Below are 20,805 nucleotides of genomic sequence, written 5' to 3'. Positions count from 1 at the left end.
GTCAGACGGCGGAGCAGCCCGGACCGTGGACGTCGGCGTACTGCGCGGCGTCGTCGACGACGGCCTGGGACACGCTCGGCGTCCCGCCGACGACGACGAGAGCGCACGGACGCAGCCGCTGCAGTTCCGCGCGGGTGGCCGCCGGCAGACGGTCGCGCTCGGTGAGCAGCACGGGGCCGGTGCCCTGCGCGGACGGGCCGAGCGCGAGGGCGTCCGGCAGGGCGGTGCCCGAGGCGAGGAACACCACGGAGGCGTTCTCGGACGACCAGCCGAGCTCGCGGGAGACCGCGGCGGCCGTGGCGTAGCGGTCGGCACCGGCGATGCGCAGCACGGACGGGGTGGAGCTGCCGGTCTGGGAGGTGGCCGCCGTCGACAGCCCGTGCGTCACGAGCGGCGACAGGGCGCGGCTGCCCCGGCTGAGGTGCGGGGCGTCGGCCGCCGAGGCCGACCCCGCCCCCGCGACGGCGACCGCCGCGAGCCCGACGGCGGCGAAGGTGGCGAGGGTCCGGGTGCGCACGGGGATCTCCAGGTGTTCGGCCGGCCGGGGTTCCGGGCCGGGTGTCGAGGCCGCGGACTCGCTGCCGTGGAGCACGGTTCACCGACCCCGGCCCCCGGCGTTCCCGTCGGCGCCGGTGCGCACGGCCGTTCGGGGGACCGCACCACCCGGCTCCGCCGCCTCGCTCCGGAACGTCACGAACACTGCACGGATCGTCAGGTTCCCGGAAGGTCAGGCTCGCGCCCGCTGTCCCCCGAAAGGGGCGAGGCGAACCGCCCCGCAGCCCTACCGCGTGCTGGGGCTCAGGCCTACGGTGTCCCTCGCCCGAAGACGTCGAGGCGGCCCTGGCTCGACGCCGTCCCGACGTGCGGAAGCGGTCAACGGCGATGTGCACGCAGATGAGCGGCGAGACGTCCACCACTCTCGTCCCGACCCGACTGGGCCGGCTGGCCGTCCGCACCGTCGGCGACGGGCCCACGGCCGTCCTGTGGCACAGCGTGTTCGTCGACTCCCGCAGCTTCGACCGGGTGACGGCCGACCTCGGCCGGGAGCGGCGGCTGGTGCTCGTCGACGGGCCCGGCTGGGGAGCCAGCGACCCGCTCGAGCGGCGCACGACGATGGCGCAGTGCGCCCTGGCCGCCGAGGACCTCCTCGACGGCCTGGCCGAGCGCGGCGTCGTCGACCCCGGCCCGGTGGACTGGGTGGGGAACTCGTGGGGCGGTCACGTCGGGTACCGGCTCGCCGGGACCAGGCCGTCCCGGTTGCGGACCCTCGTCGCGGCGAGCGCGCCCACGTCCCCCCTGCCGGAGTCCCGGCGCCGGACGCTGGGGTTCCTCAGCCACGTCGTCGAGCGCACGGGTCCGGTCGGCCCGCTGCGCTCGGCAGTGGTCTCCGCGCAGCTCACGCACGCGACGCGCGAGCACGACCCGGCCGCCGTCGGCGTCCTGAACGCCTGCCTCGACGGCACCCGCCCCCGCAGCGTCGCGGAGACGCTGCGCTCGTTCGTCGTCGGACGCGCCGACCTCGGCGGTGAACTGCGGCGCTCCCCGGTGCCCGTGCTGCTGCTCGCCGGAGACGACCGCGGCGACCTCACACCGGAACAGGCGCGCGAGAGCGCGGCCGGCTGCGCCGACGCACGGGTCGTCGTCGTCCCCGGCGCCCGCACGCTGCTGCCGCTGGAACGGCCCGCGGAGTTCGCCGCGGCCGTCCTGGAGTTCTGGGAGCGGCACCCTCCCCGCCCCCGCTGAGCGGACCCGACGGCGGCGGGGAGACTGGAGCCCGTGAGCCTGGGCAGCGGACCGCGCGAACTCGTCGTCCTCGGCACCGCAGGCGCCGTCCCCACCCGCGAGCGCAACCACAACGGCTACCTCCTGCGCTGGGACGGCACGTCCGTCCTGTTCGACCCGGGCGAGGGGATCCAGCGCCAGATGCTGCACGCGGGGGTGTCCTCCCCGCGCATCGAGCGGATCTGCGTGACCCACCGGCACAACGACCACTGCCTCGGCGTGCCCGGCGTGCTGAACCGGATGGCGCAGGACCGGCCCGGCCGCGAGGTGACGGTCCACGGCCCCGAGGACGCGTTCGACCACCTGCGCGCCCTCGCCGTCGTCGCGCAGGCGAACGTGCGCGTCACGGTCCAGGGGCACCCGGCCCTCGACGAGGAGGTGCCCGTCGCCGACGTCGCCGGGTCCGCCCTGACGGCTCGGGCCCTGGACCACCGCGTCCCGGCCCTCGGGTACCGGCTGGTCGAACCCGAGCACGAGACGTTCTCCCCCGACGCCCTGCGGGCCGCGGGCATCACCGGCCCCGACGTCGGCCGCCTGCAGCGGCAGGGAGAACTGCGCGGGGTGCGGCTGGCCGACGTCAGCAGCCGCCGCCGGGGCCAGGTCTTCGCCTTCGTCATGGACACCCGGCTGTGCCCGGCCGTCGCCGAGGTGGTCCGCGACGCCGACCTCGCCGTGCTGGAGTGCACCTTCGCCGAGCGCGACGCCGACCTGGCCCGCACCCGCGGGCACCTGACGGCGCGGCAGGCCGGCGAGACCGCGGCGCGCGCGGGCGTGCGCAGCCTCGTGCTGACGCACGTCTCGGCCCGGTACGACGGCGCGGAACTCGAGGAGGAGGCCCGGGCGGCCGTGGCCGCGGCCGGAGGCCGGACCACCGTGCAGGTGGTGCGCGACCTCGACGTCGTCCCGGTGCCGCCGCGCGCCGCCCGCAGTAGCGTCGCGGCATGAGCCAGCCCGCGTTCGACCCCCACGACCCGCCCGTCCCCGAGCTGGAGGTGGACGAGGACGTCCCCCCGCGACCGGAGGAGGAGGTCGCGGACGACCTGGACCGCGACTGACCGGTCCGCCGCTCCCCGGGCGACCGGGGGACGGGAGGTCAAGGGGGTGCCGACCGGCACCGATGCACCCCGGGGCGGCCGCAGCGGCCCGGAGTGCCGGAGGACAGGAGCGCGACCGCGGTGATCGACCCGCTCGCCACAGCGTTGTGCGCCGCGTTCGTCGTCGCCGCGTTGCTGAACCTGGTGACGGCCGTCATCGCCTGGCGCCACCGCGCCACGACCCCGGCAGCGGGCGCGCTGGTCGGCGCTGCGGCGAGCCTCACGCTCTGGTCGGCCGTCGGGGCTCCCCTCAGCTTCCCCGTCGGCCGGGCCGTGCACGACGCCCTCGTCTACGTCTCGTTCGTCGGCATCCTCGGCGCCGTCGTCAGCCTGTACCTGCTCGCCCGGTTCGCCTGCGACCCGCACTTCCGTCCCCGTCGACGGCACACCGCGTTCCTCGCCGGCGTCCCCGCCGCCGTCCTGCTCGCCGTCGCGACGGACCCGTGGCACCACCTCGTGTTCAGCCGGATCGTGCCGCTGGACCGGTTCCCGTGGTTCCGGGACGAGTTCGGTCCCCTGTTCTGGGTCCACACGGCCTGGTGCTACCTCGTGCTGGGCCTGGCGTTCCGACGGCTGGTCGTCGCGTGGTGGCACGGGTCCGCCGTGCTGCGCCGGCAACTCGGCCTCCTGCTGGTGGCCGGGGTCGTCCCGCTGGCCGGGAACGTCGTGGTGCTGGCCGGTTCCACGGCGCTGTCCGGGCGCGACCTGACGCCGTTGTTCTTCACCGTCACCGCGCTCCTGGACGCGTACGCCCTGCTGCGGGCGGGCCTGCTGCGCGTCGTCCCCGTCGCCCGGGAACGCGTGCTCGAAACGGTCCAGGACGCGATCGTCGTGGTGGACACCGGGGGCTCGGTCGTCGACGTGAACGGCGCCGGACGCCGTTACCTGCGGACCCGGCGACCGGACCTCCCCGACGATCCCGTCGGTCTGCCCGCGTCCCTGTTCCTCACCCCCCGCGCCCTCGGGGAACTCCCGCCGGAGGGCCTGAGCTACGCCATCCGGTACGCCGGCGACCTGCACCTCGACGTGCGCATCAGCCCCCTCGTCGACCGGCGCGGCCGGGAACTCGGCCGGGTCGTCGTCGGCCGCGACGTCACCGAACTCGTCCAGGCCCGCGAACGGCTCGAGGAGCAGGTCGCCGTGGCCGAGGAACTGCGGGCCCGACTCGCGGAGGAAGCCGTCCGCGACCCGCTGACGAGGCTGCACAACCGACGCCACTTCGACCCCGCGGCCGCGGCGCTCGTGGCGGGAGCACACCGGGCACCCGTGGGGATGCTCGTCCTCGACGTCGACCACTTCAAGCAGGTCAACGACACCCACGGGCACGCCACCGGCGACCGCGTCCTGGTCGAGATCGCCCGGGTCCTCGCGGCGTCCGCCCGCCCCGGCGACCTCGTCGCGCGCACCGGTGGCGAGGAGTTCGTCCTCGTCCTCCCCGGAGCGGACGAACGGGTCCTCGCCGCCCGCGCGGAGCAGTTGCGGGCCGCGTGCGCGGGGTTGTGCGTCCCCGTGGACGACACCGCGACTGCGGTGCGCCCCACCGTGTCCATCGGCACCGCCGTCGCCCCGCGCGACGGCGCCGACGCGCCGGCGCTGCTCGCGGCCGCCGACCGCGCGCTGTACTCCGCGAAGGCGGCGGGCCGGGACCGCGTGGTGGCGGCGGACGGGGCCGCAGCGGAGCGGTGAGAACTCCGGCGGAGGCGACACCTGGGCCCGGCGGCCAGGTTCCTGGCACCATCGCCGGATGAGGTTCCTGCACGGCGCGGTCGGCCTGGTCACCGTCGTCGCCGGTCCGCTGCTCCTCGCCGGGGCCAGCGGCGCACCCGCCCCGGTGCCGGACGTCCCCACCCGGTGCTACGGCGGAGCCACCTACGAGTCGATCGCCGGGTCCCCCGACGCCCACCAGCTCTTCCAGGAGCACCTGCGCCTGGCGCGCTGGACCCTCGACGACCTCCGCGAGCGGGCGCCGCAGCTGACGGACGACCCCTACTTCCTCGGAGCGCTCGGCCGGGCGCAGGGGAACGTCGAGGCCTTCACCGCCCTGTCCGACCTGACGCGGAGCGACCCCCGCCCGCCCCTCGACCAGCCCCTGCGGGCCGTCGACGAGGACGGCGAGCTCATCGCCCAGGTCACGTTCAGCTCGACCTTCGCCGAGGGGCAGGGGACGTACGCCATCGACTCCGCGACGCTGCCCGACCCGAACCGCGATCCCGCCCACGGGTGCGGTCCGCGCTCGACGACCTGACGCGACGAGGAACTCGACCGGCTCGCGGCCACCAGGTCGTCCCGTCCCTGGCGTCGGCTCCCCCGCGCACGGCGGAGGAGCCGTTCGGCACCACCTACCGGACTCGCGCTCCCCCCTCCGGCTCGAACAGGTACACCCGCTCCGGCGGTGCGGTGAGGCGGATCGTCTCGCCGCGGCGGTAGGTGACGTCCGCGGGCGTCTGCACGACGACCGAGGAGTCGAGCCCCTCGACCCGCACGGTGGCGAGGCCGAACTCCAGGACGTTCTCGTACACGAGGACCTCCCCGGGCACCGAGGCCTCGCCTGCCCCGGCGATCCGGGCGTCCTGGGGGCGGACGCCGACGGTGACGGCGGTTCCCGCGGCGGCGGCGGAACTCGTCGGGAGCACGCCGTCGCGGCCGACGCGGACCGTGCCGGGTCGGTCCACGATGCCCTCGACGAGGTTGATCTTCGGCTCCCCCACGAAGTCGGCCACGAACCGGTTCGCGGGGTCGTCGAAGATCTCGTCGGCGGTGCCGAACTGCTGGATGGTCCCGCCGTCCATGACCGCGAGCCGGTCGGCGAGGCTGAGGGCCTCGAGTTGGTCGTGGGTGACGACGATCGTCGTGTACCCGAACTCCCGCTGCAGCACCTTCAGCTCGCGACGCACCCGCTGGCGCTGGGCGGCGTCGAGGTGGGACAGCGGTTCGTCGAGCAGCAGCACCGGTGGGTTCCGGACGAGGGCGCGGGCGAGCGCGACGCGCTGCTTCTGCCCGCTGGACAACCCTGCGGGTCGCAGCGGCAGCAGGTCGGTCATCTCCAGACGTTCGGCGATGGCCCGCACCCGGGCGTCGGCGTCCTTCACCCCACGCGCCTTCAGCCCGTACGAGAGGTTCCCCTCCACGTCGAGCGGCGGGTAGAGCGCGTAGCTCTCGAACCCGACCCCGACGTCGCGCTTGCCGGGCGGCAGGTGCGGGATGGAGCGGTCCCCGATCCGGATGTCCCCGGAGGTCACCGTCTCCAACCCGGCGATCATCCGCAGCGTCGTCGTCTTCCCGCACCCCGACGGGCCGAGGAGGGCGACGAGCTCACCGGGTTCGATGTGCAGGTCGATCCCCTTGACGGCGTGGAACGCCTCCCGGCCCCGGCTCTCGTACCGCTTGTGCAGGTCCTCCAGCACCAGCGCCTTGGCCGTCGGCTGGATCACGGTCGTGGCGCTCACCGGGACACCCTCTCCTGCGTGGCGGACCCCAGCCGGACGGAGTCCGCGGCGGACTCGGCGGGGGCGAACACGTGCACGTCCTCCAGGGACAGGTGCAGGTCGACGACGTCGCCCTCGCGGGCACCGGCGTCGGAGTCGGCGACGACGATGACGTGCTCGGTGCGCCCCTCCGGCCCGACGTCGACGCTGAACTCCATGAGCCGGCCCAGGCGTTCGGCCAGCGACACCCGGCCGCGCAGCGACAACGCCCCCGGCCCGCCGGGACCGAGCTGCAGGTCGCGGGGACGGATCCCGATGCGGGCGCGCCCGCCGGGCAGGTCGAGGTGGCGGGGCAGCGGCACCGACAGGTCCCCACCGGCGCCGTGCAGCACGCCGTCGGCCGCGGTCACGTCGAACAGGTTGATCTCCGGCTGCCCCAGCGCCTTCGCGACGAACGTGTCGACGGGCCGGCGCCAGATCTCCTCGGGCGTCCCGACCTGCACGACCCGGCCCGCGCGCAGCACCGCGATGCGGTTCCCCAGCGCCAGGGCCTCCTGGTAGTCGTGGGTGACGTAGAGGGACGTCGTGTTGGACATCTCGCCCAGCTGCTTCAGCTCGGCGCGCATCTGCGCCCGCAGCTTGGCGTCCAGGTGGGACAGGGGTTCGTCGAGGAGGTAGACGTCCGCCGGCCGCACGAGCACCCGACCGAGGGCGACGCGCTGGCGCTGGCCGTTGGACAGCTCGCGGGGGAAGCGCTTGAGCAGGTGGTTGATCCCCAGCGTCGTGGTGACGGCGTCGATGCGCTGGCGCTGCTGCTCGGCCGTGTACTTCCCCGTGCGCCCCGACCGCAGGGGCGAGGCGAGGTTGTCGAACACCGTCTTCTGCGGGTAGAGGGCGTAGCTCTCGAACGCCATGGCGACGTTGCGGTGGTAGGGCTCCACGCCGTCCATCGACACCCCGGCGATCTCGACGTCGCCCTGCTCGACCTCGACGAGGCCCGCGACGCTCTTGAGCATCGTCGTCTTGCCCGCACCGGACGGCCCGAGGACGACGAAGAACTCACCGTCGCCGATGGACAGGTCGACGTCGTGCAGCGCCTCGACGGCCGACTTGCCCGTGCCGTAGGTCTTGGACAGGTTCGCGATGCGCACCGTGGCCATCAGGCCTTCACCGCCCCGAACGACAGGCCCCGCACCAGGTACCGCTGGATGGTCAGCGCGAGGACGAGTGGCGGCAGCGCGCCGAGGATGGCCGCGGCTGCCGTGAGGTTGTAGTACGCCTGCCCGCCGCCGCCGAGGTACTTCGTGACGGCGACCGTCACCGTCGTGGCCTGGGAGTCGGTGAGGATCAGGGGGAAGAGGTAGTTGTTCCACGCGAAGATGAAGGCCAGCAGGGCGGCGGCCGCGATGCCCGGGCGGACCAGCGGCAGCGCCACCGTGAGGAACGCGCGGGTCCGGGTGTACCCGTCGAGCAGGGCGGCCTGCTCCAGCTCCGGGGCGAGGTCGGTGAAGTAGGACCGCAGGATCCACACCACCAACGGCATCGTCACCAGCTGCAGGACCCACACCATGCCGAGCTTGGTGTCGAAGATGCCCAGCGTGTTGTAGATGACGAACAGCGGGACGATGACCATGAGCTCGGGGGCGAACCGGAAGGACAGCATCTGGAACATGAGGTCCTCGGAACCCCGGAACTTCCACCGGCCCGCCGCGTACGCCGCCGGGATGCCGACGACGAGGGAGACGACGACGGCGCCCGCGCAGTTCAGGACGCTCGTCAGCATGGCGTGACCGAAGTCGACGCTCGTGAGGTCCTCACCGCGCTGGGACAGGACCGTCCCGAAGTTGGCGAGCGTGGGCGAGAACTCGAAGTAGGTCGAGGTCTGCTGCGCGTCGTTCTTGAGGGCGAGCAGCACCATCCACACGAGGGGGAAGAGGGAGAACACGAACCAGGCGAGGATCGCGAGGTCCGCGACCACCGACCCGGGCGTGACCCGCTTCTGGCCGGGGGTGAGCTCCCGGGCGAACCGCGACGTGATCGCCATGTCAGGCCCCCGCTCCCGCAGCACGACGCTGCGCCTTGCCGAGCACGCTCACGAGGTAGCGCGCGGTGATGAAGACGATGATCCACAGCAGGAACATGTACGTGCTGCCGCGGGAGTAGTTGAGGTTGGTGATCGAGTCCTCGAACGCCCCGATCTGCAGGGTCGTCGTCGTGACGCCCGGACCACCGGCGGTGAGGACGTAGACGGCGTCGAAGACCTTGAGGCAGTCCATGAAGCGGAAGATGACGGCCACGAGGATGTAGGGCCACATCATCGGCAGCATGAGCCGGCGGAACATGTAGAACCAGCCCGCCCCGTCCACGTCGGACGCCTCGAAGGGCTCCTTGGGCAGGGACCGGATGCCGGCCAGGACGAGGATCGCCACGAACGGCGTGTAGATCCACACGTCGACGAGGATCGTCGAGGCCAGTGCCCGGTCCTTGCTCAGCCAGTCGAACGTCGACCCCAGCCCGAGCACGTGGTTCAGGACGCCGAACTGGGGGTTGAACATGAGCTTCCAGATCACCCCGGCGATCACCGGGGCGATCATCAGCGGGAGGATGAGCAGCCGCTCGAAGGTCTTGCCGATCAGTGTCGACCGGTTCAGCAGCAGCGCGATGGCCACCCCGAGCACCGTCTCCAGGCCCGTCGCCGCGACCGCGTACAGCAGCGTCGTCCCGGCGCTGCGCCAGAACAGCGGGTCCCCGAGGACGCTGCGGTAGTTGTCGGCGCCGACGAACGACGGTGTCGGGTTGGTCGCCGCGTAGTTCAGCACCGTGTAGTACACGCCGTAGAAGAACGCGTACAGGATGCCGATGATGAGCAGGACGGCGGGCACCGACAGCAGGTACGGACGCAGTCCGCGCCGCCAGGCGGGCACCCGGCGCACCGGCCCCCTCCCCCGCGAGGTCTCCTGCGAGGGTGTCCGGCCTCCGACGGTGGTCGCCACGACTCCTCCTCCCTTGCCCCGACCCGGTGGGTCAGGCGTTGATCTTGGACGTGTTGGCCTTGGCGAGCTCGTCGAGGCGGGACTTCGCGTCCGCACCGGAGTAGATGTCCTGCAGCGCCACGGCCCAGTCCTCGGTCGTCTCGAAGAACTTGGTCTGGGGCGTGAACTGGATCTTCGTGGAGTCGATGACCTTCTCGAACGTCTCCAGGTAGCCGGGGAACTCGCCCAGGGTCTGCTTGAACGAGCCGTCGAAGACCGAGGCGCGGACCGGGTCGGCGAAGGTCGAGGAGGTGGCCTTGTTCATGGCCTCCTTGCCCGTCGCCCACTGGATGAAGAGCCAGGCGGCCTGCTTCTTCTTCGACGCCGCGTTCATGGCCAGCGACCACGTCCACAGGTTGGTGGCGTAGCTGCCGTCGGGGCCGGCGGGGCCCGGGTACCAGGCGAGGTTGCCGGCCTGGGCGCTGGCCCCGGCCTTCTGCTTGGGGTACGTGGCGCTGTCCGCGTCGTACACCATCATGGCGTTGCCGTTGCCGAGGTCCCCGGTGCACTGGGGGTAGTCGTACGTCGTCCAGGACGTGGGACCCGCGGACTTGGCGAGGTCGACCCACTTCTTGGTGAAGTCGACGGCCTTGTCGGAGTTCATGGCCGCGGTGTAGGTCGTCCCCTCGGCCGTGTAGTCCTTGGCGCCCTCGCGGGTGAACTGGGTCATGAACCCGGGGTGGATCGTCGCCCAGGACTTCGAACCGCGGAAGGCGACGCCGTAGCGGTTCTGCGAGCGGTCGGTGAGGTCGTTGGCGAGCTGGATGAAGTCGTCGAAGGTCTCCGGCAGCGCGATGCCGCGGGCGTCGAACTCCTTCTTGTTGTACGCCACGACGTTGGTCTCGAACCCCCACGGGATGGCCCACTGGCCACCGGTGCCGAGCTCGGACCCCTTCTCGAAGTCCCACCGCGTGGAGGTCCGCAGGCCCTCGTAGATGTCCTCGAAGTCGTACTCGTCGCTCGTCGCGGCGGAGTTCTCGATCCAAGGCTTGAGGTCCTCCATCCAGCCGGGCGGGCCGTACTGCCAGATGAAGTAGGCGCCCGTCATGAAGACGTCGTGCGCCCCGGTCTTGCCCGCGAGCTCGGTGTTGAGCTTGGTGAAGTAGTCGGCCTCGGCGACGAGGTCGGCCTGCACCTCGATGCCCGTGAGCTCGGTGAACTCCTTCAGCAGCGGCTGGAAGGCCTGCTGGTAGGGGTGCGGGGTCTGGAGGATCTTGATGCTCTCCCCCTTGAGGGCCTTCCAGTCGAAGGACCCGGTGACCTCGCCGGCGCCGTTGGCGCTGCCGGCGTCGTTGCCGCCACCACCGGTGCCGACCCCGCAGCCGTACAGCATGGGGACCGTGGCCGCGCCGCCCATGGCGGCGAGCATCGAACGGCGGGTGACCTTCTTCTTCGGGACGTGCAGTCCGCTCTCGGACCGGGTGAACTCGTTCATGGCTGACGCTCCATCGCGTGAGGAGGGAAGGGGGTGCCGTCCCCACGACCAGCGGTCGTGGGGTGGGGGGCTTCGACGGTCAGGGGATGAGGGAGACCTTCACGGAGTTCGCCGAGTCGGCGACGAGGTCCAGACCCTTCTGGAACTCCGACAACGGCAACTGGTGCGAACAGATCTCGTCCAACGGCAGCCGACCCGACGCGATGAGCTTCAACGCCGCCGGCCACGTGTCCTGCCCCAGGTGCGCACCCAGCACGTTCAACTCCTTGTCGTCGGAGATGATCGACCAGTCCACCGTCACCGGATCCTTGAACACCGAGTACTCCACGAACGTCCCCAACTTGCGCAACAGGTTCAAGCCCTGCGCCACCGCCGACGGATGCCCCGTCCCCTCGATGTACACGTCCGCCCCGTACCCACCGGTCAGCTTCTTCACCTCCTCGACCACGTCGACCTCGGTGATGTTCAACGTCACGTCAGCACCGCACTTGCGCGCCAGCTCCAGCTTCTGCGGCAACGCGTCCAACGCGATGATCCGGCGCGGGAACTTCGCCGCCGCCCCCGCGATCATCCCCAACCCGATCGGCCCGCACCCGGCGACCACCACCGTGTCGTCGAACCGGATGTCAGCCCGCTCCACCGCGTGCAACGCGCACGACAACGGCTCGGCGTACGCCACCTGCCACGCCGGGATGTCCTCCGGCGCCTTGTGGACCAACGCCTCCTTCGGCAGCACCAAGTACTCCGCCATCGCACCAGGCGTACGCCGCTTGAAACCGAACATGTCGTGCGGCTGACACATGTGGTAATCACCACGGTTGCAGTACCGGCACTCCCAGCACGGCACGATCTGCTCGGCCACCACACGGTCACCGACCTGCACACCCCAGCGCCGCGAAGCCTCCTCGTCGATCTCGACGATCCGCCCCGTGAACTCGTGACCGGGGACCGTGTCCGTCTCCGCCCACGCCGGACGGTTCTCATCCCCCCAGAACTTCGCCGCACCGTGGTAGCACTTCAAGTCGCTCGCGCAGATCCCCACCGCCTCGACCTTCAACAGCGCCTCACCGGGACCGGCGACGGGAACGGGCACCTCTTCCAGGCGGTAGTCGTGCGGTCCGTGCACGATCACCGCCTTCATCGTCTCTGCCATCAACTGCTCCTTCGCAGCACGCTCCGGGGACGGGCCGGGGAGCGGGGGTGTGTGAGGTGGGCTGTGGGACAACTCGTCGGTGGGTCGTCGTGGTGCGAGCCCCGCGGGGACCGGGCGCACCGGTTCCTCCGTGGTCTTCCGAACGCTAGGACCTGTACGGCACACTTGTCCAGCACATGCGTGCAACGATCTGGTGACCGGCCCGGCGACGGAGCCGACCGGCCCACGAGCGCACGGACGGGAAGGGGTGCCGGTGGTCCACACCGAACGGTTCCCACTGGCTCTGGCCCACACGGCGGCGACGCTCTACTACCTCCAGGAGGCGACCCAAGCCGAGATCGCCCAGCGCATCGGGACGTCGCGCGCCACGGTCAGCCGGCTGCTGCAGGAGGCCCGTGACCGCGGGCTCGTGCGCATCGAGGTCCTCCCGCTGCCCGCGCAGGACCCCGGGGACCTCGCCGAGAAGGTGCGCGACGCGCTCGGCCTGCAGCACGTCGCGTTGTGCCCGGCGACGCCCGAGGCGCACGTCGCCGAGGCGGTCTCCCCCACCGTCGCCGCCGTCCTCGCCGGGGTGGGTCTCTCGGCCGGGGAGGTCCTGCTGGTCTCCTCCGGCCGGACGCTGCACGAGATCGCCGAGCGGGAACTGCCCCCGCTGCCCGGCGTCGTGGTCGTGCCCATGGTGGGCGGGCAGGACGAACCGGAACCCTGGTACCAGACGAACGAGATCACGCGGCGCGTCGCGGTGGCGGTGGGCGGCACCCCGCGCTTCCTGCACGCCCCCGCCTTCCCCGGACGCCGGTTGCGCCGCGGCCTGGTCGAGGACCCGGAGTTCCGCCGGTTCACCCGGCTGTGGGCCGACGCCCGCTGCGCCCTCATGGGCGTCGGCGCCCCGACGCTGCGCCGGGAGTCCCTCCCCGGCTTCGTGCCGACCGGCGAGGCCCCGCTCGCGGGCGCCGTCGGCGACGTGGCCTCGCGTTTCTACGACGCGTCCGGCGCCGAGATCACCTACGACGGCGCGGACCGGCTCATCGCCATCCCCCTCGACGTCCTCGCCGCGGTCCCCGTCCGGATCGCCGTCGCCTACGGAGCGCTCAAGGTGCCGAGCATCGTCGCCGGAGCCCGCGGCGGGCACTTCACCCACCTCGTCACCGACCCCGCCACGGCGTCGGCGCTCCTCACGTCCGCACCGCACCCCCAGGAGATCCCGTGACATCCCCCTTCGACCTCTCCGGCCGCCGCGTCCTCGTCACCGGCGCCACGCAGGGCCTCGGCAGCGACGTGGCCCGCACGCTGGCCGCCGCCGGCTGCAACCTGGTCCTCAGTGCGCGCAGCCGCGACGCGCTCGAGGCCCTCGCGCAGGCGCTGGTGGCCGAGCACGGGACCCGGGTCGAGGTGGTTCCGGCGGACCTGTCGGACGCGGTCGACACCGAGGCCCTGGCCGCGTCGGCCCTGGCCGCGTTCGGCGGGCTGGACGTCCTCGTCAACAACGCGGGGATCTCGGTGCCCCAGCGCGTCGTCGACGTGGACGCGGCGACGTGGGACCGCGTCCTGGCGGTCAACCTGCGGGCTCCGGCGCTGCTCGGTTCCCGGGTCGGCCGGGCCATGGCGGAGGCCGGGCGCGGGAGCATCGTCAACGTCTCGTCGGTCGCGGGGTCCCTCGCCCTGGCCGAGCACTTCTCGTACTCGGCGAGCAAGGCGGGTCTGCTCATGGCGACGAAGGTGCTGGCCCTCGAACTCGGCCCGTCCGGCGTCCGCGCGAACTCCGTCAGCCCCACGGTCGTCATGACCGAGATGGGGCAGCGGGTGTGGGGCGAGGAGGCGAAGGCGGCGCCGATGATCGCCCGGATCCCGCTGGGCCACTTCGCCCAGCCGTCCGACGTCAGCAACGCCGTGGTCTACCTGGCCTCCGACGCCTCGGCCATGGTCAACGGGGTGGACCTCACCGTCGACGGCGGGTTCTCGGCCGCCTGAGCGCGCGGGCCCGCGGAACCCACCTCGAAGGAGGCGGGTTCCGCGGTCGCGGGCGTCAGCGGGTCCGGGTCGTCGAGGACTGACCGGCCCGGAGGTCGACGTCGCGGTGCTCGTCGTCGCCTTCGACCTCCTTGGCCAGCAGGCCCGAGCCGATGGCCCACAGGGCCGCACCGAGGATGCCGACGTAGACGCCGACGGCGGCGCCGAGGTCGTCACCGCGCTCGAGCCCGCCCATGGGGTTCAGGGCGAAGGCGATGCACTGGATCGTCGCCGCGAGGGCGACGGCCATCGAGACGAGGGTCAGGCCACGGTGCTGGCCGCGCCGGGCCCGCTTGCCCGCGTAGGCCATCGCCAGCAGGAGGCCGAGGCCCAGGTAGGCCACGAAGGGGACGAGGGAGTCCGTCTCGTACCCGGTGCGGGAGGTGTCGCTGTCCCCCAGGTGCACCCAGTCCATGAAGGGGGCGACGTTGAAGACGACGACGCCGACGGCGGCCAGGCCGAGTCCGGCCTTGCGGGCGGTGTCGACGGGACGGCCCTCGCGGGGGGTGGTCGCGGAGCGGGTGGTGGAGTCGTGCGGTTCGGCAGTGGCCACGGGGGTTCCTCACAGTTCGGTGGACGGTGTCGCGGCGCGCGGAACCGGGCCGGGGGACGGCGAGGACCTCGGACGGGTGCTCGACGGGTCCGGCGACGGTGGCGAGTTCTCCACCCGGTGCGCGGCCTGCGGGACGAGCCCGTCGGGTTGCAGGCTCCGGGAGGTGGGCGCCGGCCGGCGCGCCCTCCCAGGGGTTCCAGCGAACCACGCCACCGCACCCACCGCGCGCCCGAACGCACGAGGCCCCCGCGACCGGTGGTCACGGGGGCCTGTGCGGTGCCGCGTCAGGAGACGGTCGCGGGGCGTCCGTGCGCCCGGTGCTTCTGCGGGACGTGGAGGAACGAGACGAGGACGAAGGCCACGGCGTAGAGCCCCACGAAGGTCCAGACCACGGCCTCGTTGCTGCCCCCCACCCCCAGGACGATGGAGACGACGGCGGAGCCGAGGAACGTCGCGCCACCGGCGGCGGTCGTGTACATGGCCATCGCGGCGCCCTGGTGGTCCGGTGCCAGCGCGGGCATGATCGCGCCCATCGGGACGAACCCGGCCAGGAGCATCCCGAAGAGGCAGCCGGCGAGCACGGACACGACGTAGCCCCAGTCGCTGCCCGCGGGCACGAGCTGCGGGACGTACCACCACAGCAGCAGACCGCAGGCCGACCCGACGATGCCGAACCACTTGACGGTCCGCTGCCAGCCGATCCGGTCACCGACCGCCCCGAACATCGCGTTGACGAGGATGTTCGTCGCGTAGACGCAGACGGTCATGACGAGCCAGCGCGACTGGCCCCAGCCGCGCTCGGTGGCGATGACCGCGGGCAGGACGATGAACATCCCGAACTCCGGTGCGGTGTTGATGAGGCGCACCAGGAACCCCGCCGCGATCTTCGGCCGCGTGAACGTGAGGCGCAGACCGGAGGTCAGCACCTGCCCCGCGCTCTCGCCCGCGGGGGCGATGCGGCGCCGGCCCCGTTCGTCGCGCACCCCGGACCAGGCGATGAGGAACCCGACGACGACGAGCGCGATCGAGGCGACCATGGCGCCCGTCTCGCCCTGGGTCCCCCCACCGAACACCGGGATGGCCCCGACGGCGAAGAGGGAGCCCAGGGTCGGCAGCCCGCCGGTGAAGGCGACGTAGAACCAGCCGACCGCCGCCCCGTTGCGCTCGGGCGGGGTCGTGATGTTGACCCAGACGAGGAACGCGAAGGCGAAGAGGGGGAAGCCGAAACCCCTGACCGCGTAGGCCGCAGCGGCCAACGGGAAACTGCCGGCCTGCAGCGCCAGCAGGAACAGGACCTCGAAGACGACCCACACGCCGAACCCGGCAGCCATGACCCGCCGGGGGCCGAAGAGGTCCGACAGCGCCCCCGACAGGTAGCTGCCGACGAGCACGCAGAGGCTGTAGTAGGTGATGATCGTGGCGATGGCCGCCTCGGGACGCCCGAGGACCTCGACGAGGTGCGGGGTCAGGAAGTTCGACTCCACCCCGTTGCCCGTCATGAAGACGAGGACTCCGAGGAACCCCCAGCGCAGCACGGGCGGGATGCCGAGGCGCTGCAGCCGCGACTCCTCCAGACCGCCCGACGTCGTGGTGGGGGAGGTGCTGCTCACGCCGTCGTCCCGGGGACGAGGGAGACCTTCACGGAGTTCGCCGAGTCCGCGACCAGGTCCAGACCCTTCTGGAACTCCGACAACGGCAACTGGTGCGAACAGATCTCGTCCAACGGCAACCGACCCGACGCGATCAACTTCAACGCCGCCGGCCACGTGTCCTGCCCCAAGTGCGCACCCAGCACGTTCAACTCCTTGTCATCGGAGATGATCGACCAGTCCACCGTCACCGGATCCTTGAACACCGAGTACTCCACGAACGTCCCCAACTTGCGCAACAAGTTCAAGCCCTGCGCCACCGCCGACGGATGCCCCGTCCCCTCGATGTACACGTCCGCCCCGTAACCACCGGTCAGCTTCTTCACCTCCTCCACCACGTCGACCTCGGTGATGTTCAACGTCACGTCAGCACCGCACTTCCTCGCCAACTCCAACTTCTGCGGCAACGCGTCCAACGCGATGATCCGGCGCGGGAACTTCGCCGCCGCACCCGCGATCATCCCCAACCCGATCGGCCCGCACCCCGCCACCACCACCGTGTCGTCGAACCGGATGTCAGCCCGCTCCACCGCGTGCAACGCACACGACAACGGCTCGGCGTAGGCCACCTGCCACGCCGGGATGTCCTCCGGCGCCTTGTGGACCAACGCCTCCTTCGGCAAGACCAGGAACTCCGCCATCGCACCAGGCGTACGCCGCTTGAAACCGAACATGTCGTGCGGCTGACACATGTGGTAATCACCACGGTTGCAGTACCGGCACTCCCAGCACGGCACGATCTGCTCGGCCACCACACGGTCACCGACCTGCACACCCCAGCGCCGCGAAGCCTCCTCGTCGATCTCGACGATCCGCCCCGTGAACTCGTGACCGGGGACCGTGTCCGTCTCCGCCCACGCCGGACGGTTCTCATCCCCCCAGAACTTCGCCGCACCGTGGTAGCACTTCAAGTCGCTCGCGCAGATCCCCACCGCCTCGACCTTCAGCAGCGCCTCACCGGACCCGGCCTGGGGCACGGGGATCTGCTCGAGCCGGTAGTCCTCGGGGCCGTGCACCACGACCGCCTGCATCGTGCCCGTCATGTTCTGCTCCCTCGCAGGTCCGCCCGACGTCGTCGGGCACCATCCTCGGTCGGGCCCGACCGTACGGCGACTCTGCACAGATGTCCAGCACGTCTGTTCACAAACGACGTGACAGCGCCGCCCACTCCCGCGGCCGCAGGTACGAGGGGTTGCTGCCCGCGGGCATCCTCAGGACCTCGGCGTCCCGGACAGCGGGGTCGTGGACCAGATCGGCGCGCGGGACGACGTCCGCGAGCGCCGTCAGCTCGACGTCGACGACGGGTCCACCGCTCTCCTCGCGCACGTCCGAGGCGATGTGCCCGACGGCGGCCACCCCCGGGTCGACCCGCCCGCTGACCCACAGGACGCACGGCTGTCCCGGGCGCACGAGCCCGAGCCGGTAGCTGCGTCGCAGGCACCGCGACAGCACGACGGGACCCGCGGCGGGTCCGTCCGGGAGCTCCGCCGGGCGGCCGGAGGCCTTGAGCAACCAGCACGCCACGTCCGCGTCCGTCAGCACGCCGGTCATCCTCACCCGAGCGCCCCGCCGGGGCGCGGGGACGAAGTACGGTGATCCGAACAGGAGGTGCCAGGTGGCCAAAGGAGACGGCCGGTTCCCGCTCGCCCTCGCCCACACGGCGGCGACGTTGTACTACCTGCAGGACGCGACCCAGGCCGAGATCGCGGAACGGCTCGGCACCTCCCGCGCCACGGTGAGCCGCCTGCTGCAGGAGGCCCGGGACCGCGGTCTCGTCCGCATCGAGGTGCTGCCCCTCCCCGAGGAGGATCCCGGCGACCTCGCGGAGCGACTGCGCGACGCCCTCGGCCTGACGGCCGTCCACCTGACGGCACCCACGAGCAGCGCCCACCTGGCCGAGGCCGTCTCCCCCGTCCTGGCGCGCGTCCTGGCCGGCGTCGGCCTGGCCGAGGGGGACGTGCTGCTGGTCTCCTCCGGGCGCACGGTGTACGACATCGCGCAGCGCGAGCTGCCAACGCTGCCGCGCGTCGTCGTGGCCCCCATGGTGGGCGGGCAGGACGAACCCGAGCCCTGGTACCAGACGAACGAGATCGCCCGGCGCGTCGCCGTGGGCGTCGGCGGAACTCCCCGGTTCCTGTACGCCCCGGCGTTCCCCGGCCGCGCGCTGCGGCGCAGTCTGGTCGCCGACGCGGAGTTCAAGCGGTTCGCGAACCTGTGGGAGACCGGGCGCTGCGCCGTCATGGGCGTCGGAGCGCCTCCGCTGCAACGCTCCTCGATCCCCGGGTTCGTCCCGACGGACCAGGCGCCCCTGCGGGACTCCGTGGGCGACGTCGTGTCGCGCTTCTACGACGCCGAGGGCCGGGAGATCGACTACGACGGTTCCGACCGCCTCATCGCGATCCCCCTCGAGGTGTTGCGCCGGGTGCCGGACCGCATCGCCGTCGCCTACGGCACGCTCAAGGTCCCGAGCGTCCTGGCGGGCGCCAAGGGCGGGTTCTTCAACCACCTCGTCACCGACCCGGCCTCGGCGACCGCCCTGCTGGCCGCCGCGTGATCCGCCGGTCCCCGCGTCAGTGCAGCGCGCGCAGGGACCGGACCAGACCGACCACGAGGACCAGCACGGCCACGGCGGCTCCACCGACCGTCCCGTAGGCGACACCCGTCCCGAAGCCCCCGGCCTGCACGGCAGCGCGCAGGACGCCGACGACGAGGGGCAGCACCAGGAGGACGCAGGGGACCGTGCGGCGCGCGGCGAACCACGCCGGGTCGTCGACCCGGACGCCCAGGCGCGCTGCGTACGCGATCACGAACCACGACGAGGCGCCGAAGGCGACGAAGCTGCAGAGCGCGCAGGGCAGCGCGGTCGCACCTCCCAGCCACACCATCGCCGTGACGGCCGCCGTTCCGAGCCACAGCGCCACCTGCAGCGCCACCGCGGACGGGGCGTACCCGCCGGACTCGACGGTTGCCGCACTCCGTTGGCCCGACCGTCGACGGGCGGACGTCGTGCTTCCCGCCCCGCGACACGCGCCTCGAAGGGCGGAAAGAGTTCTTTCCACGCGGGACTCGGGCTGCGAGGGGTGGGGGATCAGGTGCGGGTGCGCCGCTCCAGGGCGGAGAGCTGGTGCTGCAACGCCGCCGTCGCCTCGTGCAGGGCGCGGTAGGCCGGGTAGAGCCCGGCGTAGACCTCGGCCGCGGCGGGGTCGGGTTCGGTGGTCGACTCGACGCGGTTCCAGGTGGCGTCGACGTCGACGGCCCCCAGGGCCACCGCGGCGAACTTCGCGTCGCCGAGGGAGGCGCCGATGCGCTCGGCGGGAAGTTCCTGCTGCAGGCCCGTGACGTCGGTGACGATCTGCGGCCACAACGCCGAGCCCGTCCCACCGCCGACGGCGACCACGCGGCGGATGTCCACCCCGGCCGCGCGCATCTCGTCGAGGTTGTGGCGCACGCCGTAGGCGGTCGCCTCCAGCAGGGCGCGGTCGACCTCACCGCGCGTGGTCCGCAACGTCAACCCCAGGACCGCCCCGCGGGCGTCGGCGTCGGCGAAGGGGGTGCGCTCCCCCGCGAAGTACGGCAGGGCCAGCACCCCGTTGGACCCCGGCGGGGCCGCCGCGGCCTCGGCGACGAGCTCGGCGACGTCGGGCGACCCGATCGTCTCGCGCCACCACTCGACGGCGCTGCCGGAACTGGCCATGCCGGCGGCGAGGTTGCTCTGCCCTGGGCGCGCACCGGTCGTCCCCCACAGCGACGGGTGGACGCGCGGGCCGTCGGTCACGGCGATGAAGAACGTCGTGGACCCGTACATGACCATGAGGTCACCGGGCCGGCCCACGTCCACGCTCTCGGCCTCGGCCCACGCGTCGCACGTGCCGGCGGCGACGGGCGTCCCGGCGGGGATGCCGGTCTCGGCGGCCGCCTGGGCGGTGACGGTCCCCACCCGTTCGGAGGGCCACACGAGCCGCGGCATCGGCACCCCGGGCGCGACCTCGGCGCAGCGGTCCTCGATCCAGGCCCCCGCGTGCCGGTCGTAGAGGGGGGTCGTCTGGCTCGCCGAGTGCTGGTCCAGGACGTACTCCCCCGTCAGCCGGAAGGCGAGGTAGGAGTTCGACATGAAGAAGTGCCGGGCGCGGGAGAACACCTCGGGTTCGTGACGGCGCAGCCACTCCAGCTTGCCGCCCGCGGCCTGCGTCGACATGCGCGATCCGCAGCGCTGCAACAGGTCTTCGAGACCGTACCGCTCCTCGAGGTCCACGGCCTCGGCGAGGGACCGGGTGTCGACGCCGTACAGGACCGCCGGGCGCAGGGGCCGCCCGTGCTCGTCCGCCAGCAGCACCGTGGGGCCGATGCCGCTGGTCCCGACGGCGACGACGCGGCCGTGGGCGACGTCGGCGGGGTCGTCCGCACGACCGGTCAGCTCGCGCGCGATCGCGCAGAAGTCGCCCCACCAGACGGCGTCGGCGTCGTGCTCGACGTATCCCGGGCGCGGGTGGTCGGTGCGGTGCCGACGGGACGAGCGCGCCAGGACCCGGCCGTCGAGCGTCGTCAGGACGCCCTTGCTGCTGCCGGTGCCGATGTCGACGCCGAGCAGCAGCTCCTGAACCCCACCCACGTCCGCCTCCTCGCGCGCGCCTCCGGGGCGCATCCTGTCACCCCGGAGCAGCGGCGCGGTCGG

At 72.5% G+C, this 20,805-nt stretch carries 20 protein-coding genes; 7 read left to right on the top strand and 13 right to left on the bottom strand.

Annotated features, from left to right (window positions below; all coding sequences use genetic code 11):
• Position 1 precedes the first annotated feature (1 nt).
• Positions 2 to 592 (bottom strand): cell wall-binding repeat-containing protein, encoded by a 591-nt coding sequence (locus tag ACFEMC_RS01595; RefSeq protein ID WP_380172944.1) that lies wholly within the window; start codon positions 590 to 592, stop codon positions 2 to 4.
• Positions 593 to 894: 302 nt separating this feature from the next.
• Here ACFEMC_RS01595 and ACFEMC_RS01590 point away from each other — a divergent pair, with 302 nt between their 5' ends.
• The 4 genes from ACFEMC_RS01590 (at position 895) to ACFEMC_RS01575 (ending at position 5,121) form a co-directional block, all read left to right on the top strand.
• Positions 895 to 1,743 carry an alpha/beta fold hydrolase gene (locus ACFEMC_RS01590; protein WP_380172942.1) on the top strand — a complete coding sequence of 283 codons (849 nt, stop codon included), beginning with the start codon at positions 895 to 897 and terminating at the stop codon, positions 1,741 to 1,743.
• A gap of 33 nt (positions 1,744 to 1,776) precedes the next feature.
• Entirely contained in the window at positions 1,777 to 2,727 is a 951-nt protein-coding gene (locus ACFEMC_RS01585; RefSeq protein ID WP_380172940.1) for an MBL fold metallo-hydrolase, read from the top strand.
• Positions 2,728 to 2,957: 230 nt separating this feature from the next.
• Positions 2,958 to 4,562 (top strand): diguanylate cyclase, encoded by a 1,605-nt coding sequence (locus ACFEMC_RS01580; RefSeq protein ID WP_380172938.1) that lies wholly within the window; start codon positions 2,958 to 2,960, stop codon positions 4,560 to 4,562.
• 58 nt (positions 4,563 to 4,620) lie between these two features.
• Entirely contained in the window at positions 4,621 to 5,121 is a 501-nt protein-coding gene (locus ACFEMC_RS01575; RefSeq protein ID WP_380172937.1) for a hypothetical protein, read from the top strand.
• A 94-nt stretch (positions 5,122 to 5,215) separates the two neighbouring features.
• Here the strand turns inward: ACFEMC_RS01575 and ACFEMC_RS01570 are convergent, their stop codons facing one another.
• From ACFEMC_RS01570 to ACFEMC_RS01545, 6 genes are all read right to left on the bottom strand, one after another.
• Entirely contained in the window at positions 5,216 to 6,322 is a 1,107-nt protein-coding gene (locus ACFEMC_RS01570) for an ABC transporter ATP-binding protein (RefSeq protein ID WP_380172935.1), read from the bottom strand.
• Entirely contained in the window at positions 6,319 to 7,461 is a 1,143-nt protein-coding gene (locus ACFEMC_RS01565) for an ABC transporter ATP-binding protein (protein WP_380172933.1), read from the bottom strand. The genes ACFEMC_RS01570 and ACFEMC_RS01565 overlap by 4 nt, the downstream gene beginning before the upstream one ends.
• A complete protein-coding gene (locus tag ACFEMC_RS01560; protein ID WP_366174698.1) occupies positions 7,461 to 8,345 on the bottom strand; it encodes a carbohydrate ABC transporter permease in 885 nt (294 codons plus the stop codon). Before ACFEMC_RS01560 ends, ACFEMC_RS01565 begins: the two co-directional genes overlap by 1 nt.
• Before the next feature lies 1 nt (position 8,346).
• Positions 8,347 to 9,234: a carbohydrate ABC transporter permease gene (locus tag ACFEMC_RS01555; RefSeq protein ID WP_380176538.1), complete on the bottom strand. Its 888-nt coding sequence runs from the start codon at positions 9,232 to 9,234 to the stop codon at positions 8,347 to 8,349.
• Between the two features lie 91 nt (positions 9,235 to 9,325).
• On the bottom strand, positions 9,326 to 10,702 hold the full coding sequence (locus tag ACFEMC_RS01550; RefSeq protein WP_380176536.1) for an extracellular solute-binding protein: 1,377 nt from the start codon (positions 10,700 to 10,702) through the stop codon (positions 9,326 to 9,328).
• Between the two features lie 145 nt (positions 10,703 to 10,847).
• The gene (locus tag ACFEMC_RS01545) at positions 10,848 to 11,921 is read right to left on the bottom strand and encodes an alcohol dehydrogenase catalytic domain-containing protein (protein ID WP_380172931.1); all 1,074 of its coding nucleotides are present in this window, start codon (positions 11,919 to 11,921) and stop codon (positions 10,848 to 10,850) included.
• A gap of 253 nt (positions 11,922 to 12,174) precedes the next feature.
• Between ACFEMC_RS01545 and ACFEMC_RS01540 the strand changes: the two genes are divergently transcribed.
• The gene (locus ACFEMC_RS01540) at positions 12,175 to 13,131 is read left to right on the top strand and encodes a sugar-binding transcriptional regulator (protein ID WP_380172929.1); all 957 of its coding nucleotides are present in this window, start codon (positions 12,175 to 12,177) and stop codon (positions 13,129 to 13,131) included.
• A complete protein-coding gene (locus tag ACFEMC_RS01535) occupies positions 13,128 to 13,892 on the top strand; it encodes an SDR family NAD(P)-dependent oxidoreductase (RefSeq protein WP_380172926.1) in 765 nt (254 codons plus the stop codon). The genes ACFEMC_RS01540 and ACFEMC_RS01535 overlap by 4 nt, the downstream gene beginning before the upstream one ends.
• 55 nt (positions 13,893 to 13,947) lie before the next feature.
• On the opposite strand, the gene ACFEMC_RS01530 is transcribed toward ACFEMC_RS01535, so the two are convergent.
• The 4 genes from ACFEMC_RS01530 to ACFEMC_RS01515 all read right to left on the bottom strand — a co-directional run bounded on the left by ACFEMC_RS01530 (position 13,948) and on the right by ACFEMC_RS01515 (position 17,675).
• Entirely contained in the window at positions 13,948 to 14,484 is a 537-nt protein-coding gene (locus tag ACFEMC_RS01530) for a hypothetical protein (protein WP_380172924.1), read from the bottom strand.
• Between the two features lie 284 nt (positions 14,485 to 14,768).
• Complete coding sequence (locus ACFEMC_RS01525) at positions 14,769 to 16,094, bottom strand: MFS transporter (protein ID WP_380172922.1); 1,326 nt, start codon at positions 16,092 to 16,094, stop codon at positions 14,769 to 14,771.
• Entirely contained in the window at positions 16,091 to 17,176 is a 1,086-nt protein-coding gene (locus ACFEMC_RS01520) for a zinc-binding dehydrogenase (protein ID WP_380172920.1), read from the bottom strand. The genes ACFEMC_RS01525 and ACFEMC_RS01520 overlap by 4 nt, the downstream gene beginning before the upstream one ends.
• 97 nt (positions 17,177 to 17,273) lie before the next feature.
• Positions 17,274 to 17,675 (bottom strand): hypothetical protein, encoded by a 402-nt coding sequence (locus tag ACFEMC_RS01515; protein WP_380172918.1) that lies wholly within the window; start codon positions 17,673 to 17,675, stop codon positions 17,274 to 17,276.
• Between the two features lie 73 nt (positions 17,676 to 17,748).
• Between ACFEMC_RS01515 and ACFEMC_RS01510 the strand changes: the two genes are divergently transcribed.
• Positions 17,749 to 18,687, top strand: coding sequence for a sugar-binding transcriptional regulator (locus ACFEMC_RS01510; protein ID WP_380172916.1), 939 nt, complete (start codon positions 17,749 to 17,751; stop codon positions 18,685 to 18,687).
• A gap of 16 nt (positions 18,688 to 18,703) precedes the next feature.
• Here ACFEMC_RS01510 and ACFEMC_RS01505 read toward each other — a convergent pair whose 3' ends face one another.
• Both ACFEMC_RS01505 and ACFEMC_RS01500 read right to left on the bottom strand, forming a co-directional pair.
• Positions 18,704 to 19,066: a hypothetical protein gene (locus ACFEMC_RS01505; RefSeq protein ID WP_380172914.1), complete on the bottom strand. Its 363-nt coding sequence runs from the start codon at positions 19,064 to 19,066 to the stop codon at positions 18,704 to 18,706.
• A gap of 155 nt (positions 19,067 to 19,221) precedes the next feature.
• Entirely contained in the window at positions 19,222 to 20,775 is a 1,554-nt protein-coding gene (locus ACFEMC_RS01500; RefSeq protein WP_380172912.1) for an FGGY-family carbohydrate kinase, read from the bottom strand.
• Positions 20,776 to 20,805 lie beyond the last annotated feature (30 nt).

Origin of the sequence: Kineococcus sp. DHX-1 (assembly GCF_042473625.1) — a bacterium.
GTDB lineage: Bacteria > Actinomycetota > Actinomycetes > Actinomycetales > Kineococcaceae > Kineococcus.
The sequence above is the reverse complement of the archived record's forward strand: the minus strand, read 5'-3'. Positions and strand labels throughout refer to the sequence as shown.